This window comes from Bradyrhizobium sp. 14AA (assembly GCF_054185205.1).
Window position 1 is genome coordinate 1 of the sequence record NZ_JAVAYM010000009.1, and the last position, 16,125, is coordinate 16,125.

At 64.0% G+C, this 16,125-nt stretch carries 13 protein-coding genes, 1 tRNA gene and 1 pseudogene; 6 read left to right on the plus strand and 9 right to left on the minus strand.

The features are described from left to right. Nucleotides 1-321 precede the first annotated feature (321 nt). Both RAD15_RS17685 and RAD15_RS17690 read right to left on the minus strand, forming a co-directional pair. The gene (locus tag RAD15_RS17685) at nucleotides 322-1,092 is read right to left on the minus strand and encodes an alpha/beta fold hydrolase (RefSeq protein ID WP_458179421.1); all 771 of its coding nucleotides are present in this window, start codon (nucleotides 1,090-1,092) and stop codon (nucleotides 322-324) included. Nucleotides 1,093-1,398: 306 nt separating this feature from the next. Continuing rightward, the gene (locus tag RAD15_RS17690; RefSeq protein WP_458179422.1) at nucleotides 1,399-1,857 is read right to left on the minus strand and encodes an Hsp20 family protein; all 459 of its coding nucleotides are present in this window, start codon (nucleotides 1,855-1,857) and stop codon (nucleotides 1,399-1,401) included. Between the two features lie 220 nt (nucleotides 1,858-2,077). Here RAD15_RS17690 and RAD15_RS17695 point away from each other — a divergent pair, with 220 nt between their 5' ends. Then, nucleotides 2,078-3,025 carry an alpha/beta fold hydrolase gene (locus tag RAD15_RS17695; RefSeq protein WP_458179423.1) on the plus strand — a complete coding sequence of 316 codons (948 nt, stop codon included), beginning with the start codon at nucleotides 2,078-2,080 and terminating at the stop codon, nucleotides 3,023-3,025. Between the two features lie 50 nt (nucleotides 3,026-3,075). On the opposite strand, the gene RAD15_RS17700 is transcribed toward RAD15_RS17695, so the two are convergent. Together RAD15_RS17700 and RAD15_RS17705 are read right to left on the minus strand one after the other, a co-directional pair. Continuing rightward, the gene (locus tag RAD15_RS17700) at nucleotides 3,076-5,883 is read right to left on the minus strand and encodes a di-heme-cytochrome C peroxidase (RefSeq protein WP_458179424.1); all 2,808 of its coding nucleotides are present in this window, start codon (nucleotides 5,881-5,883) and stop codon (nucleotides 3,076-3,078) included. 178 nt (nucleotides 5,884-6,061) lie between these two features. Beyond that, nucleotides 6,062-7,858: an adenylate/guanylate cyclase domain-containing protein gene (locus tag RAD15_RS17705; RefSeq protein ID WP_458179425.1), complete on the minus strand. Its 1,797-nt coding sequence runs from the start codon at nucleotides 7,856-7,858 to the stop codon at nucleotides 6,062-6,064. Between the two features lie 214 nt (nucleotides 7,859-8,072). Between RAD15_RS17705 and RAD15_RS17710 the strand changes: the two genes are divergently transcribed. Next, the gene (locus tag RAD15_RS17710; RefSeq protein ID WP_458179426.1) at nucleotides 8,073-8,705 is read left to right on the plus strand and encodes a LysE family translocator; all 633 of its coding nucleotides are present in this window, start codon (nucleotides 8,073-8,075) and stop codon (nucleotides 8,703-8,705) included. Between the two features lie 151 nt (nucleotides 8,706-8,856). Here the strand turns inward: RAD15_RS17710 and RAD15_RS17715 are convergent, their stop codons facing one another. Next, nucleotides 8,857-9,609, minus strand: a complete 753-nt coding sequence (locus tag RAD15_RS17715) for a sulfite exporter TauE/SafE family protein (RefSeq protein WP_458179427.1) — start codon at nucleotides 9,607-9,609, stop codon at nucleotides 8,857-8,859. 91 nt (nucleotides 9,610-9,700) lie between these two features. Here RAD15_RS17715 and RAD15_RS17720 point away from each other — a divergent pair, with 91 nt between their 5' ends. Continuing rightward, nucleotides 9,701-10,591, plus strand: a complete 891-nt coding sequence (locus RAD15_RS17720; RefSeq protein ID WP_458179428.1) for a LysR substrate-binding domain-containing protein — start codon at nucleotides 9,701-9,703, stop codon at nucleotides 10,589-10,591. Nucleotides 10,592-10,651: 60 nt separating this feature from the next. On the opposite strand, the gene RAD15_RS17725 is transcribed toward RAD15_RS17720, so the two are convergent. The 3 genes from RAD15_RS17725 to RAD15_RS17735 form a co-directional block, all read right to left on the minus strand. Then, nucleotides 10,652-11,632, minus strand: a complete 981-nt coding sequence (locus tag RAD15_RS17725) for a Bug family tripartite tricarboxylate transporter substrate binding protein (RefSeq protein WP_458179429.1) — start codon at nucleotides 11,630-11,632, stop codon at nucleotides 10,652-10,654. Nucleotides 11,633-11,654: 22 nt separating this feature from the next. Continuing rightward, nucleotides 11,655-12,437 carry a histidinol-phosphatase gene (hisN, locus tag RAD15_RS17730; protein ID WP_458179430.1) on the minus strand — a complete coding sequence of 261 codons (783 nt, stop codon included), beginning with the start codon at nucleotides 12,435-12,437 and terminating at the stop codon, nucleotides 11,655-11,657. A gap of 526 nt (nucleotides 12,438-12,963) precedes the next feature. Next, nucleotides 12,964-13,854: an N-formylglutamate amidohydrolase gene (locus tag RAD15_RS17735; RefSeq protein WP_458179431.1), complete on the minus strand. Its 891-nt coding sequence runs from the start codon at nucleotides 13,852-13,854 to the stop codon at nucleotides 12,964-12,966. 360 nt (nucleotides 13,855-14,214) lie between these two features. Here RAD15_RS17735 and cpdR point away from each other — a divergent pair, with 360 nt between their 5' ends. Continuing rightward, nucleotides 14,215-14,574, plus strand: a complete 360-nt coding sequence (cpdR, locus tag RAD15_RS17740; protein ID WP_007597092.1) for a cell cycle two-component system response regulator CpdR — start codon at nucleotides 14,215-14,217, stop codon at nucleotides 14,572-14,574. Nucleotides 14,575-14,649: 75 nt separating this feature from the next. Beyond that, nucleotides 14,650-14,724, plus strand: a tRNA-Val gene (locus RAD15_RS17745). Nucleotides 14,725-14,961: 237 nt separating this feature from the next. On the opposite strand, the gene RAD15_RS17750 is transcribed toward RAD15_RS17745, so the two are convergent. After that, a complete protein-coding gene (locus RAD15_RS17750) occupies nucleotides 14,962-15,408 on the minus strand; it encodes a DUF4440 domain-containing protein (protein ID WP_458179432.1) in 447 nt (148 codons plus the stop codon). Between the two features lie 235 nt (nucleotides 15,409-15,643). Here RAD15_RS17750 and RAD15_RS17755 point away from each other — a divergent pair. Beyond that, nucleotides 15,644-16,117, plus strand: a pseudogene (locus RAD15_RS17755) (L-2-amino-thiazoline-4-carboxylic acid hydrolase). The last annotated feature ends 8 nt before the right edge of the window (nucleotides 16,118-16,125 follow it).

Here is a 16,125-nt window from a genome sequence, read left to right on the forward strand (position 1 = left end):
TCCTCGCCCATTGCGCCTCGGTCAGCTCATATCGCTTCGCCGCCATCATCTGCTCCGTGTCGAATCACGGAACTCTATGAATCAGCGATCAAACCACTTGGGAATCCTGAATGTCGATCGGCCCTAGTGCGCAATTGCGCACGGGAGCCAGGACCCATACCGCGTGATCTATCGAGTGGGTGAGGTGCGAGTACCGGACTAGGAGTCTTCGCCAAACGTTTGCTTGGGGTAATGGGTCCTGGCTTTCGCCAGGACGACATCGCAGCAAAACAAAAGGCGCCTGAAATGCTCAGGCGCCTTTTTGCATCGAAGCAGCCGTCCCTAGCTCCGCGGATATCCCGCGGCTTCCAGGATCAGATTCGCCACCTCCTTCGGATGTGAGACCAGCGAGAGGTGGCCGGCATCGAGCTCGATCGTGGTGGCGTTCATGCGCTTGGCGAGGAAGCGTTCGAGATCGGGATTGATGGTGTAATCGTTCTTCGACACCGCGTACCAGCTCGGCTTCGAACGCCATGCCGCTTCCGTGGTGCGGCCGCCGAAGATCGAGGCCGCGGTCGGCCATTGCACCGCATAGAGCTCCTTGGCCTGCTCCGGCTTCACGCCATTGGCAAAGTACTTCAGGAACGCGTCTTCCGAGAGCTTGGTGTAACCATCGCGCTCGACGATGCCGGCGCGCACCGGGCCGGTCGGAAACTGCTTCGACAGCGCGACGAAATCCTCGTCGGCATCGGGTGCGCGCGCGGCGACATAGACGAGGCCGGTGACCTTCGGGTCAGTGCCGACCTGGCTGATCACGGTGCCGCCCCAGGAATGCGCGACCAGGACCGTCGGTCCATCCTGCTCGGCCAGCGCGCGCTTGGTCGCCTCGACGGAATCGGCAAGCGACGACAGCGGATTCTGCACGGCGGTCACATGCAGGCCTGCGGCCTGCAGGATCGGGATCACCTCCGACCAGCTCGAGCCGTCGGCCCAGGCGCCGTGCACCAGCACGACGTTCTTCGCCTTCACGGCCTGCGGTGTTTGCGCGTGAGCAAGGCTGAGGGGGGCCGCCAACAGGCTCGCGGCGACGAAAAGGCTGCGCCAAAGTGACATGATCGTTCTCCGTCTTGTTTTGTGTTCGATAGCCAAAGGACGGTGCGCAAGGCGGCGGCGTTACGCTCAATCACTCGCCTGTGACCAGCGTCCTGGTCGGGCGCGCACGAGACGTGCAGGCGAGCTTACGCAGTGTGAGGGTGACCGTGGAACGAGAGACCCAGCCTGTATTTCCAGTTCGACCGAAAACCAGCCGGCGTGTCGGCGCTTCCCGCGAGCCAACGATTGAACACGCAAAAAAACGCCCCGGGGCACCGGGGCGCTTTCTCAAACCTGGAAGTGGCGTTGCGTGATTTATGCGGCGGCTTACGCGGCCGCGTTCTCGATCACCTGCGCCTTCGGGGCGCTGGTGCTGATCGCGATCTGGCGCGGCTTCTTGGCTTCGGGAATCTCGCGGACGAGATCGACGTGAAGCAGTCCGTTCTCGAGCGAGGCGTCCTTCACCTGCACGAAATCGGCAAGCTGGAAGGCGCGCTCGAAGGCGCGCGCGGCGATGCCGCGGTAGAGCACCTCGGCCTTGCTGTTCTCGTTGGCGACTTTCTCGCCCTTGATCGTCAGCGTGTTTTCCTTCGCGACGATGGAGAGCTCGTCCTTGGCGAAGCCCGAGACCGCAACGGTGATGCGGTAGGCGTTCTCGCCGGTGCGCTCGATGTTGTAGGGGGGATAACCGGGGCTGCCGTCCGAACCGGCCTGGTCGAGCAGGTTGAAGAGGCGGTCGAAGCCGACGGTGGAACGATAGAACGGGGTGAGATCGTAGGTACGCATGGTCAAGTCCTCCATTGAGCGACTGTTGGGTAACCCGCCCGCCATCGGGCCGGGCTTTAGTCTGTGTGCAGCCTGATGTTCCGGTTCCGAAACACTGGTAGCGGCCTGCACCATGGTGATATGGGTTCAGGGGAACGGCGTTCAAGAGGGCGGTCACTTGCGCCTTTTCGGCGCTTCCGCCCCTTGATTTGTAGCCCTTCGCGCCCAACCACCTCCCATCATGACGCTGGTCTCGATCCCGTCTAATCCCGTTCCCGAAGACGTCGTCAGCGGCACCATCAAGACGCCGGACGGCGTCGAGCTGCGCTTTGCGCGCTGGGCGCCGCCGGCGGGCCGCAAGGGCACCGTCTGCGTCTTCACCGGGCGCAGCGAGCAGATCGAGAAATATTTCGAGACCGTGCGCGATTTGCGCGACCGCGGCTTTGCGGTGGCGATGATCGACTGGCGCGGGCAGGGCCACTCCTCGCGCCGCCTGCGCGATCCGCGCAAGGGCTATGTCCGCGACTTCGCCGATTTCGAGATCGACGTCGAGACCTTCGTGCAGCAGGTGGTGCTGCCGGATTGTCCGCCGCCCTTCTTCGCGCTCGCCCATTCCATGGGCGGCACGGTGTTGCTGCGGGTGGCGCATGCCGGCAAGCGCTGGTTCGACCGCATGGTGCTGTCGGCGCCGATGATCGACCTGCCCGGCCGCACCACCTCGTTTCCGGCGCGGGCGCTGCTGAAGACGATGCGCCTGATGGGAATGGGCGGCCGCTACGTCCCCGGCGGCAGCGATCGCATCACCGGGCTCGATCCCTTCATCAACAATCCCGTGACCAGCGATCCCGTGCGCTATGCGCGCAATGCCGCGATCCTGGAGGAGGATCCGACGCTCGGACTGGCATCACCGACGGTCGCCTGGGCCGACACCGCCTTCCGCGCGATGCAGACCTTCAAGGGCATGAACTATCCCTCCGAGATCCGCCAGCCGATCCTGATGCTGGCGGCCTCCAACGACGCCGTGGTCTCGACCGCGGCGATCGAGGAGTTCGCCTATCATTTGCGCGCCGGCTCCCATCTCGTGATCGCCGGTGCCAAGCACGAGATCCTCCAGGAGCAGGACCGCTACCGCTCCCAGTTCTGGGCCGCCTTCGACGCCTTCGTGCCGGGCACGCCGCTGTTCAAGTGAGAGACGGTCTGCTCTCTCGCCCCGCTGGCGGGGCGAGAGAGCAGAGCAACTCATAGCGTCTTCAGATACTCGATCAGGTCGTAGCGCTCTTGTTCCCTAAGCACGCGGCCGATGGTGCCGTCCTTGCCGGGGCCTGGCGTGCCATCGAACGAGTGGCCGGCATTGCTGTTGCCGAACATCTCGGTGCCATCAGACGCGCGCGTCGAGAAGCGCGACTGCCCGGTCTTGCAGCTCTCGCCGTCGGCGACCGCAAAGCCGACCTGCTTCGGATCGTAGTCGCGACCACCACCCATGCAGAACGATTTGGGGCGCTCGGCCGCGGGGCTCAGCATCCAGTAGAGCGAGGGCACCGATCCGTTGTGCAGGTAAGGCGCGGTGGCCCAGACGCCGTTGAGCGGGCGCGCGCGATACCAGGGGCCCGGCTCATTCTTCTCGGCCGGCTGCGGACCGGGATTCGGGCAGTTCTTGCGCTTGCCCCACCAGGCCTGCTGAACCTTCGGGTCGATCTTCGCGTCGTCCATCGCCTTGCGGCTGACGATGTCGACGAGCACCATCAGCCCGAGCGAATACGGCATGTCGGTCGAAGAATAATCCGGCAGATTGCAGCTCCACCAGGCATTGAGATTCTGCGTGGGATCGAGCTTGAAGAAGCCCGGCACCTGAACCGTCCGCGTCTGCAGGATACTGGCCTGAGCGGGGTCGGTTCCCATGCCCCTGACGCTCTTCTGCACCTCGTTCAGGAATTTGTCGTCCCCGATGGTTTCCCACCGTGACGAGGACCAGATGCTCTGCTGCGGAAATTCGCTGTCGAACACGGGGTCGTTGACCGGGCCGAGATGGCACTCGACGCAGATCTCCGCATAGAGCTTGCGGCCGCGTTTGACGCGGTCGCCATCGATCTTCCACGCGGCATCGCCGAAGATGTCCGACGGCCATTTCGGCGACGTCAGTCCGGAGAGCTGCTTTTTCGGAAGGGGGGCCGATCCCTTCAGCAGATCCTCGATCCAGTTCAGATTCTTGATGTCCATCGACGAGCGGAACAGCGCGTCCTTGGGTGTCGTGTCGGACAGATTGAGCAGCGCGGTCACCCCCAGCGCTTCGCCGGCGTTGCGGATCAGCGGTTGCTCGATGGACGCGTCGTATTGCGCGAATTTGAGCCAGGGCACGGTCCAGATTGGCGGGAAGCTGACCGGCGCATCCTTGGCGTGCAGATTCTTCTCGAAGCCGCTGAGGCCGCTGAGAGTCATGTCCTGCGAGAAGACCTGATTGCCGATGCGGTTGAGCGCATCGAGGCGGCCATAACCTTCCTCGGTGTCCTGTTGCTGTTCGTTCTGCTTCGTCTTCTCGTTGAACCTCGTCTTGCCTGCGACGGTCTTGTCGTAGGTCGTTTCCCAGTCTTTCAGGAACGTGCCGATCGCACTCAGCTTCTGCTTCAGCGCATCGCGATCCGCATCGCCGGCGGAGGGGCCGAGCACGCGGTCGGCGAAGCGCGTGAAGCGACCCGGCACGAGCAGCGTGTAAGCAATCGACAGGCCGGTCGTGATCTCGAGCTTCCTGAGGTCGGTCATCGCCGGGCCGCCATCGAAGCGGATGTCGATGCCCTTGTAGTGGATCTGGCCGGTGTGGCAGGCGGCGCAGGTCAGACCGATCCGGTCCTCGCCGACCTTGCCGGTCGCGGGATCGGGCACGCCGGTCATGCGCGCAAACCCGACGGGCAGGCCGCCGACGTTTTCAGCCTGGGCCCCCCAGTTGACCGGCGGATCCCAGAGCCGCGCCGGCACCGGCTTCGTCTTGTCGTAGACATTGGCATAGCCGAACCGGCGCAGCGTGGCGTCGTCGGTGTTGATCGTCTGCGGGCTCGGGATGAAGCCGAAGCGCTGCAGATGGTCGCTGTCATGGAGCATCCCGGGCTTTGCGAAGAAATGCAGCCGCGGCTGCTCGAGCGCCATGAACCAGCTATAGGGCACCGGGAAGGTCGCGGTGCCCTGGCTGGCATGATGAAACCAGTGCCGGTCCTCCAGCGCCCAGTTCTGCTCGAGCCAGTATGCAGCCCGGGCTTCGACGAGCTTCGGCAATGGCGGGGCCACGAGCTGGCCGACGACGTTGGGCAGCATCGGCTGGAATTGATCGGGAAAGCGCAGCGCCACGACGCCAAAGACGAGCAGCGCGGCGACGAGACCGCCGATAGCGCGCAAGATCAGCGAGGGCGGGGTGACCGGCTGGCTGACGACCCGCTGGGTGATCCTGTCAGGGAATCTGCGCTCGTTGAACAATGTCCTCACCTCGGCCACGCTGAGATAGCGGTCGTCACCCTGACCCTTGCCCATGATCTTGAGCAGGACCGGCCATTCGAACTTCATCAGGATCGGGTAGTACCAGCGCGATTGATTGCCGGCGCGCTTGAGATTGTCCTTCATGAAGGTCTGGATTTGCGAGGCGTTGAGCCCGGTCTCGGTGCCGCCATCGGGATCGGCATAGGTGCTGCCGAAACCGGCGAGCCGCGCGATCTCGTCCTCGTTGACGCGCCCGTCGACGCCGAGGATGCGCGAGCCGGCACCGAGCTTGTCGAGCGGGCCGCCGCGCAAGCCATTGAGCTGCGCGCCCCAGAAGATGCTTTGCAGGATGTGACAGGCGCCATTGGCGATCAGCGCGACGCCGCGGACCTGGATGCGGGCCGAGGTCTTCTTCAGCCCGGCCTCGCCGCTTGCATTTGCGATGGTCTGCGACAGCGTCCGGAGCGGGACGGTCCCACCGTCGACGAAACCTTCGCCGACGAGGCCGCGCAGGAATGGACAGGGATTGTTCGGCGAGACCTGGATCGAGGGATCGAAGGGCGGCTTCGAAGCGTGGTCATGCATGGCCCAAAATCCTGAAAACGGCGAATCGTGAAATACGGACGCGCGGATCAAGCGCGGAAAGTCCTAACAAACCGACAGCAACTTATACTACTTCAGCGTGTAGCGAAGTGTGGCTGAATTCACTGTCCTGTCAATAAGAGCAGGCGAACTGCACGGGGGACGCAGGGGATCGCGGCGCTCAGGACTCGGCGGCGCGCTTCAGGTCGCTCTGGACCAGGGTCAGCTTGCTGAGCGGCACGCCCGCTTTCAGAAGCCCCTCGCGGTAATGGGCGAGGTCCTCGGGCCGCTTCCAGTGGAAATTGCGCAAGTGACGGTCGACGTTGAGAGTCGGATAGTTGCCCATGAGCACGCCCGCCGCCTCGAACGCCTCCTCGTTCCGCCCCAGTTGCGCCAGCGCCGCGGCGCGGATCGCCAGCGCCTGCATGTGGTTGGGGTTGATGTAGAGCTGCTCGCGCGCCCACGACAGGGTCGCGTCATATTGCCCTAGGAGATAATGGCTGAATGCGTTCAGCGCGGTCCATTGATAGCGCGGATCGCTGTTGTCGCGCTGCGAGGCCATCGAGAACAGCTCGATCGCCTCGCGATGCTCGCCGATGATGAAATGGCAGATGCCGAGCACGCCGCGCGCGCCGTTGTCGTAAGGGTTGAGCGCGACCGCACGCTTGGCGGCATCCATCGCGGCCTCGTAATGGCCTTCCATGCCGTGAGCCCAGGACAGGATCGAGAACGCGAAGGAGGAGCGCGGGTCGAGCCGGACGCTGGTCTCGGCGAGGTGCATCGCCTCGGCCCACATCTCCCGCGTGCCCTTCACCCAGCCGAACTGGATGCTCTGGATCTGGATCGTGGCGAGATAGGCATGCGCGATCGACAGCTTGGGATCGACCCTGATGGCCTCCCGGAACAGGTCCACGGCGGTGGCCAGATCTTCCTTGGTCTGGCGGTAGTAATGCGACAGCCCCTTGAGGAAGCGGTCCCAGGCGGTCACGTCGGTCGAGAGCCGCGCGGGTGCCGAGGCTTCGGCCCGGACGATCTCGGTGGCGATGGCGGCGGACAAATTGGTGGTGATCTCGTCCTGCATCGCGAACAGGTCGCCGATGTCGCGGTCGTAGCGGCCGGTCCAGAGCTGCTCGCCGGTCTCCGGTGCGATCAACTCGGCGGTGACGCGGATCTTGGCTCCGGCGCGCCGCACCGAACCCTGGATCAGATAGGTGGCGTCGATCTCGCGCGCGATCAGGCGGGTGCTGGTGTTCTTGCCCTTGAAGGCGAAGGTCGAGTTGCGGCTCAGCACGCGATAGAAGGATTGCAGCGACAGCGCGTGGATCAGGTCTTCGGTCAGGCCGTCGGAGAAATATTCGTCCTGGGCGTCGCTGAGATTGGCGAAGGGCAGCACGCCAACGATGGCGGTGCGGTACTGCTGCGAGAGCGCGGACGCTTCCCTCAATTCGGGCGCGAGCGCCGGGGCACCCTCCGGCGTCCAGGTCCAGACCCCGACCGCATCCTTGATGTTCTTGAAGCGATGGTTGCCGGCGTCGGTCAGCAGCACGGTGAGATGCTTGCTCGCTTCCCGATAGGCCTTGGCCGAGATCGCGAAGCCGCCGGGGCTGGCCACGGATTCGAGGCGGACGGCAATGTTGACATCGTCACCGAAGACCTCGTCCTCGTCGGCGATGACATCACCCATGTGGATGCCGAGCCGGAATTGCATGGCGCGGTCGGCCGGCAGGTGGTGGTTGCGCTCCGCCATCAGCGTCTGCATCGCGATCGCCGCCTCGGTGGCGCCGACGATCGAGGCAAACTCCAGCAGGAAGCCGTCGCCGGTGTTCTTCACGACGCGGCCGCCGTGATTGAGGATGATGGGATGGATCGCGCTGCGATGGGCCTTGAAGGCGGCATGGGTGCCGGCCTCGTCGCTGCCCATCATGCGCGAATAGCCGGCGACATCGGCGCAGACGATGGCAGCCAGACGTCTTTCCATATCCCGAGAGCTCCAACAGACCGAGGACCGGCCACGGCGTGGCAGTCGCCTCGAATCCCGCATTTCAAGAACCCTGCCTTTATAAAGCAGATGAGGCCGAGCGGAAGTATGATCCGCATTGCAAATTCGACGTAAATCCCACGCAATCCCGGTGGTAGACGCCGGCGGCCGAACCGAATAAGCCCGCTTCTCGAGGCCGACCTGGGTACCTTACATGCTGGGCATTCACGAAATCTGGCTCTTCATCCTGTCGGGCGTGCTGCTCAACATCACGCCGGGGCCGGATACGGTCTATGTGATCGGCCGCAGCATGCAGATGGGCTGGCGGGGCGGGGCCGCGGCCGCATTCGGCATCAGTTGCGGCTGCTTTTTCCATGTGGCGGGCGCTGCGATCGGCCTTTCGGCCCTGCTGATGGCCTCATCGACCGCCTTCTCGATCCTGAAGCTGGTCGGCGCGGCCTATCTGGTCGTCACCGGCCTCCAGATGCTGTGGTCGCGCCCCGTGCTGACCGCGGTCCGGGATGAGGCCGAGCGAAGCTCGCTGCGGCGGGTCTTCCTCCAGGGCGTCTTCACCAACGCGCTTAATCCGAAGGTCGCGCTGTTCTTCCTGGCCTTCCTGCCACAATTCGTCGCAGCCGACGCGCCCCACAAGCCGCTCGCCTTCCTCACGCTCGGCCTGATCTTCATCTTTACGGGGACGCTGTGGTGCCTGGTGCTTGCGGCGTTCGCGGCGAAAGCCGCACACCGGCTGCGCAAATCCGAGGGGGCGATCGCCTGGGTCAACCGCGCCCTCGGCGGCCTCTTCATCTATCTCGGCATTCGCGTCGCCATGCTGGAGACGCGGTAGCTCGTTCGAACGGATGACATGAGGCTGCGTAGGGTGGGTTAGCGTAGCGTAACCCACCATGTCTCCTCGAATGCGGAACGAAGTTGGTGGGTTACGCCTCGCGACTTGCGCTGTGCGCAATCCGCGACGCTAACCCACCCTACGTTCTTTTCTAGGCGAATTCCTTCACCAGCGCGCTGCCAGCCAGATAAAGGCCGAGCAGGATCATCGCGATCAGAAACCAGCGGCGAAATGCTTCCGCCGGCATCCGTGCGCGCACCGACTGGCCGATGAACATGCCGGCAAAGGCCATGGCCATGCCGACGGCGCCCGGCACGGCATTGGCCGGCGTCAGCAATCCGCCGGCGGTGAGGTTGAAGGCGAGCGCCAGCGTCGCCGTCGTGAAGAACACGCCGAGCGCCTGCACCAGCTCGTCCTTCTCCATGCCGATCGCCTGCATGAACGGCATCGAGGGGATCACCTGCACGCCTGTCGAGGCCGAGATCACGCCGGTGACGACACCGACCACGCCGCCGACCCATTTCTCGTTTTGCGGCGCGACGCGGAACTGGAATTTGTTCAGCCCGATGATCGCATAGACGACGAGCAGGACGCCAAGCACGATCGTGCCGTAGCGCGCATGCGGGCCGGTCAGCGCACCGGCATTGAGCCAGCAGCCGATCACGGTCCCGATCATCAGCGGCCACAGCCGCCTCAGGATGTCGCGCAAATGCGGGCCGACGAAGGTCTGCCAGATGTTGGTGACGATGGCGGGCACGATGACGATGGCGATCGCGCGGCTCGGCGCCATGCTCACCGCAAGCAGGCCCATGGACACGGTCGGCAGGCCGAGGCCGACCACGCCCTTGACGAATCCGGCGATCAGGAAGACGGCGGCGATGACAATGAGAAGCGGGTCGATCATGTCAGCACATTGACCGATGCCGCGATCAGGCACAATCTGGAGGTTACGGAGACAGCCTTCGTTTCGAACGAAGCCTGAGGAGGGACCCGCCATGCGTTTCGACCTCGTCGACCTCCAGCTTTTCATCGCGGTCGCAGACCAGCGCAGCATCACCCGCGGCGCCGAGCGGTCGAACCTGGCGCTGGCATCGGCCAGTGCGCGCATCAAGGGGCTCGAAGATGCGCTCGGCGTCGCGCTGCTCAAGCGCGGGCGCCGCGGGGTCGAATTGACTGCGGCCGGCGAGAGCCTGCTCGACCATGCGCGCGTCGTCATCCACCAGATCGACGCCATGCGTGGCGATCTCGCCGGCTTTGCCAGCGGCGTGCGCGCGAGTGTGCATTTTCTCGTCAACACCTCGGGGCTGTCGGAGCATCTGCCGAAGGCGCTGGCCGGATTCTTGCGCGAGCATCGCGACGTCGCCATCGACATCGAGGAGCGCGAGAGCACCGACATCGCGGCCGCGATCACCGCCGGTGCCGCCGATCTCGGTTTCGCCGCCGAGCACGCGCTGCCCGATCATATCGAGCGCTTCGTCTTCAGCGAGGATCACCTGACCTTGGTGACGTCGCGGCGCGGTCCGTTCGCGGGCCGCCGCCAGATCGATTTTCAGGAGACGGCAGCTTGCGACTTCGTCGGGCTGACCAGCGCCACCGCGCTTCAGATGCACATTTCGAAGCACGCCGCGCGGCTCGGCATGCGGCCGCACTACCGCGCGCGCCTGCGCGATTTCGACGCGATCTGCCAGATGGTCGCCGCCGACGTCGGCATCGCCCTGGTGCCGATATCCGCCGCCCGCCGCTGCGCCAAGCTGATGCCCCTCGCCATGGTCCGCCTGCGCGATACCTGGGCCAACCGCAAGCTCGTGATCTGCGCACGGAGCTTCAAGGGATTGCCGCGGCCGGCCAAGATGCTGGTGGAGCATTTGCGGGCAGAGGCGGTGTGAGGGAGGACTTCATGCGTTCCGCATCGGCGGTGCGCTAAGCGGGAGAGGTGAAATCGGCTCCTACCTCGCCGTCTCGACCCCGGCGTCCTTGATCACCTTCGCCCACTTCTTCGTCTCATCCGCGATGAACTGGCGAAAATGTTCCGGCTCGTCGCCGACCAGCGTCGCGCCCTGTGCGGTGAGCTTCTCCTTCACCGCGGGATCCGCCATCGCCTTGGTCGCGAGGGCATGCAGCGCCGTGACGATCTCCTTCGGCGTGCCCTTCGGCGAGACCATGCCGTACCAGTTCTCGATGCGCAGATCGGGGAAGCCCGCTTCCGCCGTGGTCGGCACCTCGGGCGCGGTCGGGGAGCGCTCGGCGGAGCCCACCGCGATCGGCTTCAGCGCGCCGGCCTTGACCTGCGGCAACAGCACCGGAAGATCCAGGAACGTCATCTGCACCTGCTGGCCCAGCAGATCGTCCACCGCGGGTGCCGCGCCACGATAGGGCACGTGGACGATGTCGATCTTCGCCGTCAGCTTGAACAATTCACCGGCCAGATGCGGCAGGCTGCCGGGGCCGGAGGAGGCGAAGTTGAGTTTTCCGGGCTGCGCCTTGGCGAGCGCAATCAATTCGCCGATGTCCTTGGCCGGCACATTGGTCGCCACCACAAGCATCTCCGGCACGGTCGCGACCAGCGTCACCGGCGTGAGGTCGCTCGAGGTGTCGTAGGCGACCCGCTCCATGCTCGGGCTGATCGCGAGCGCGCCGGCGGAAGAGATCGCGATAGTGTAGCCGTCGGGCGGAGCCTTCGAGACCGCATCGGTGCCGAGCACGCCGCCCTGACCACCGCGATTGTCGATCAGCACCGGCTGTCCCGACAACTCCGACATGCGCTGGCCGATCACGCGGGCGATGATGTCATTGGGCCCGCCGGCCGGGAACGGCACGATCAGCTTGATCGGTTTGGCCGGAAAATTCTGCGCCGACGCCACCGCTGACGGCAGCAGCAGGAACAATCCCAAAAACAATCTAACGAGCGACCTGCGTGAGATGGTCATGCAAGCCTCCCGCCCGCGTTTGTTATTGGTTGAGCAGCTTCAGTGCTTCTTCGTGAACTCTTGCGTCACCGGCCGCGACGATGCGGCCGCCGCCCTGGGCCGGCTTGCCTTCCCAGGTGGTGACGACGCCGCCGGCGCCGGTCACGATCGGGATCAAGGCTGCGATGTCGTAGGGCTTCAGCTCGGTTTCGACCACGAGGTCGACATGGCCTGCCGCCAGCATGCAATAGGAGTAGCAGTCGCCGCCATAGCGCGACAGCCGCGCGCCCTTCTCGATGCGGCCGAAAATGGCGCGGTCGCGCTCGTTCATCAGAAGCGGGCTGGTGGTGTAGGTCGTGGCTTCCGAGAGCGAGGCGCAGCGACGGACCTGGAGCCGGCGCTCGCCGGAGGGGCCTTTATAGTTGGCCGAACCGTTGTCGCCGGAAAACCGCTCGCCGATGAAGGGCTGATGCATCATGCCGTATACCGGCGCACCCTTGTGCAGCAGCGCGATCAGCGTCCCCCAGATTGGAAAGCCGCCGATGAAGGATTTGGTGCCGTCGATGGGGTCGAGCACCCAGACATAGTCGGCGTCCTCGCGCTCATTGCCGAATTCCTCGCCGACGATGCCGTGCTGGGGGAAGCTGGCCTTGATCAGCCGCCGCATCACCGCCTCGGCGGCGCGGTCGGCCTCCGTCACGGGGTCGAAATCCTTGGTCTTGCTCTTGTCGTCGATCGACAGCGAGGTGCGGAAGAACGGCAGGATGGTTTCGCCGGAGGCGGTGGCGAGCCGTCCGATGAAGGCGGAGAAGTCGATCACCGTCACGGTGAGTTCCTCAAAGCGAAAGTTGGGTGAAGCTCGCTCTTGCCTAGCTCAATTCGCCTCCCGCGTGCAGCGCTGTCTTGATTTGCACCCTGGTATTTTGAATGCAGAGAGGCACTGCCTCATTCGAGCCACCCGCTGGCCAAATATCGATCACGGAGTTGAAAACTTAGTTCCGAACATGCCTTGTTCGTATGCAAATGACTATCAACCCATTGAATTTCCTTATCAAAGAAACTGAATCTGGGTTTCTCTTAAAGCAATTGAGCCATGTGCGTATTGCATGGGAAACGGCTCAAAAGCCCTTGCACTTTGTGCGGCGCGGCCGCATATTGTTGCGGTGCGGTAGCGCTCTGCGTTACCGCTGCCCTCCTTGGGCGTTTCCTCCCTAGACTTGGGCCGCTTCTTCATCAGAAGCGGCCCTTTTTTCTTATGTCGCCTGTTTTCGTTTCGAGGCGCGCAACGATGCGAAGCGAAAACGCGTTCGCGCCGATCCTTCACCGCACCCGTCGCTTGAAAAAAGTCGCGCCTATTCCGCCGCGGCCTGGAACGGGCCGAGATCGCCGAACGGGATCGTGGTCGCCAGCACGTCGGCGAGCACGCCGAAGTCGCTTGCCACTTGCGCAAAGCGCGGGCCGCGCTCGCGCCGGCGCTCGTCCATGTAGATCGCGCGGTTGAACTCGAGCTGCACCGCGTGCAGTCCGCTCGCCGGGTTGCCGTAATGCTCGGTGATGAAGCCACCGGCATAGGGCTTGTTGCGGCCGATCGAATAGCCGAGGCTCGTCATGGTCTCCTCGACGCGGTCAGGCAGCAGCGGCGTGCAGCTCGTGCCGTAGCGGTCGCCGATCACGACGTCGGGCCGGCGCGGCTCGTCCCTGCTGACGCCGACCGAGGGCATCGAGTGACAGTCGACCAGCACCACGGTGCCGAACATCTGGTGCACCTTGTTGATCAGCCGGCGCAGCGCGCGATGATAGGGCTTGTACAGCGTCTCGATCCGCCCCAGCGCATCGTCGACCAGGATGCGGTCGCGATAGATCTCCTGGCCGTCGCCGACCACGCGCGGGATGGTGCCGAGACCGCCCGCGACCCGCATCGAGCGGGTATTGGCAAAGCTCGGCAGGCGGCCGCTGAACATCCGCGGATCGAGCTCATAGGGCTCGCGATTGACGTCGACATAGGAGCGGGGAAAGTTGACCCGCACGGTCGGGAAGCCGCGGTCGCTGAGATGGCCGATCAGCTCGTCCATGAAGGAATCCTCGGACCGCCGCAGCGTCGGCAGGTCGATCTTCGAGGCGTTCAGGAATTCGTCCGGATAGGTCGAGCCGGAATGGGGCGAGTTGAAGATGACGGGCGCGCGCCATTCGGCGGGCTCAAAGATCTCGAAGGCTGGCGACATGTCGCCGTCAAACCGGGTCATCTTCTCAGGCTTCGTCCCTTGGTCTCAGGCTTCGCCCTGGCGCACAGGAATTCGGCAGGGTCCAAATCGCATTGATTCGGCCGATCGAGCGGCTCTTATGTGTCGTCATTGTCCGGAATCGCAACCATTCTGCCAAGCGAAAAGATGTGATCGGCCTGGAAACCGCCTTGGAACATGTCTTAACCGTGCGGGCAGGGAAGCGGGGATGGGCCGGCGCGGCTCGATTGATTCGGAGCCCATTCGGGTTCACAAGGAGCCGGCAGCGCGAGCTGCCAGGGTAAAGATTTTCACCCCAAATTTACCCTCTGTCGGGCTTAGTAAGCTCTGCTGATATCCTCTGGGGATTCGACGTTTCCTGCCATGCCAAAGATCCTGCTCGCCGAAGACGACAACGACATGCGCCGTTTCCTGGTCAAGGCGCTGGAAAACGCCGGTTTTCAGGTCTCGTCCCATGACAACGGCATGGCCGCCTATCAGCGGTTGCGTGAAGAGCCGTTCGAGATGCTGCTGACCGACATCGTGATGCCGGAGATGGACGGAATCGAGCTCGCCCGCCGGGCCTCGGAACTCGACCCCGACATCAAGATCATGTTCATCACCGGCTTCGCCGCGGTCGCCCTGAACTCGGATTCGGACGCCCCCAAGAACGCCAAGGTGCTGTCCAAGCCCGTGCATCTGCGCGAATTGGTCAGCGAAGTGAACAAGATGCTGGCGGCCTAAATCGGCCCCGTTCCGTCCTTGCACAGGGTCCCCTGAGCCGTTATAGGGACCCCACCCGACGCAAGTGGACTATTAGGGCGCGTAGCTCAGCGGGAGAGCACTACCTTGACATGGTAGGGGTCACAGGTTCGATCCCTGTCGCGCCCACCACGCTTCGCCTTCGGCTCCGCGTGGCACAGCCTGGAAAATTGCGGCGAAGCGTGTCCGGCGTAGCTCGCAGAGCGTAGACGGACTGGCGCGTCCTGCTCCGAACGCCGAAGCCCAAAGGGCGCAGGCGGGCTGCCGCCGTGAGCTTCGGCTCGGCAAGCCGTCAATCTACTTCAGTTCCGTGTTCGCGACCGGCAGGATGGAAGCGACGTGCCAGCCGGTCGCGTCCTGCACATAGGTCTAGCTGATCAAAAACGTATTCTGTTGCGCCGGCTTGTCCGGGAGGGCGCGTGTGAAAACGATGGGGACGAGGACCTGCATGACCTCGTTCGAGATCACGGCGACGTGGAATTTCGCCATGTCGGGTTCGAGATGCCAGGTGCCCTCGTAATATCCCTTGAACCGGTCGGCGATCGCATCGCGGCCTCTCGTCTCGATGCCTCTCGCAAACAGCAGCGTGCCGGGCGAATTCCAGAGCATGGCCTTCACACCGTCCGCATCATGCGCATTCTGCGCGGCAATGAATTTTTCGAAGATGGTTCGCGCCTCGGCATCGTTGGCGGCAGCCTGCGCGCGTTCGCCTGAGCTGAACGTCACGGCAAGAAACAGCGCGGCTGCGATTGGCGCAACACGACGACGTCGTGCACGTGGCTGGATCGAGCCTGAAGACATCTCGGAACGGATCATACTCGCCTCTCTATTTGAATGACGGTCGTAATACCATTAGCCGCTTCGCCGGGCTTTCAGGATCGCGCGATCCGCAGCCACCACTGCATCACAAATTCGTTGCCAGGCCTGGTGGATGCCGCGGAGATTCGGCCGGCTGTGGAGCTGAAGGGCAAACGCTCGTCTCAGACTAGAATTGGGTTATCGTTTCGAGATTGTTGCGTGGCGCTCTCACTCAAGATGCGAGGCTCTGGCAATGAGCGTTTCCGTCATCGAACAGGCAAAGATCCAGGCGCAGGTGCTGGTGCCGCTGGTCAGGGCGCTCCAGGCCGAGCTCGGCGAGGCGCGCGCCAACGCGCTGGTGCGCAAGGCGCTCGGCGATCTCTATCGCGGCTTCGGCGAGGAATTCTGGAAAACGAAGAACGAGACCGATCTCGGCAAGGCCGTCTCGTCGGCCTTCAGAACCTAAGCCTGCGACGATGCGCTCGCCTATGACGTCATCGAGCAGACGCCGGAGGCCTTCGCCTTCGACGTGAAGCGGTGCGCCTATGCCGAGTTCTACAAGGCGCTGGGCGCGCCCGAGCTCGGCTTTCTCCTGGTCTGCACCGCCGATTTCGCGACCGCGGAAGGGTTCGGCCCCGATGTCACGCTCACGCGCACGCAGACGATCATGCAGGGCGCCGATCATTGCGACTTCCGCTACCGGCGTGATGATAGCAAGGGCCGGTGAAGGGGCCG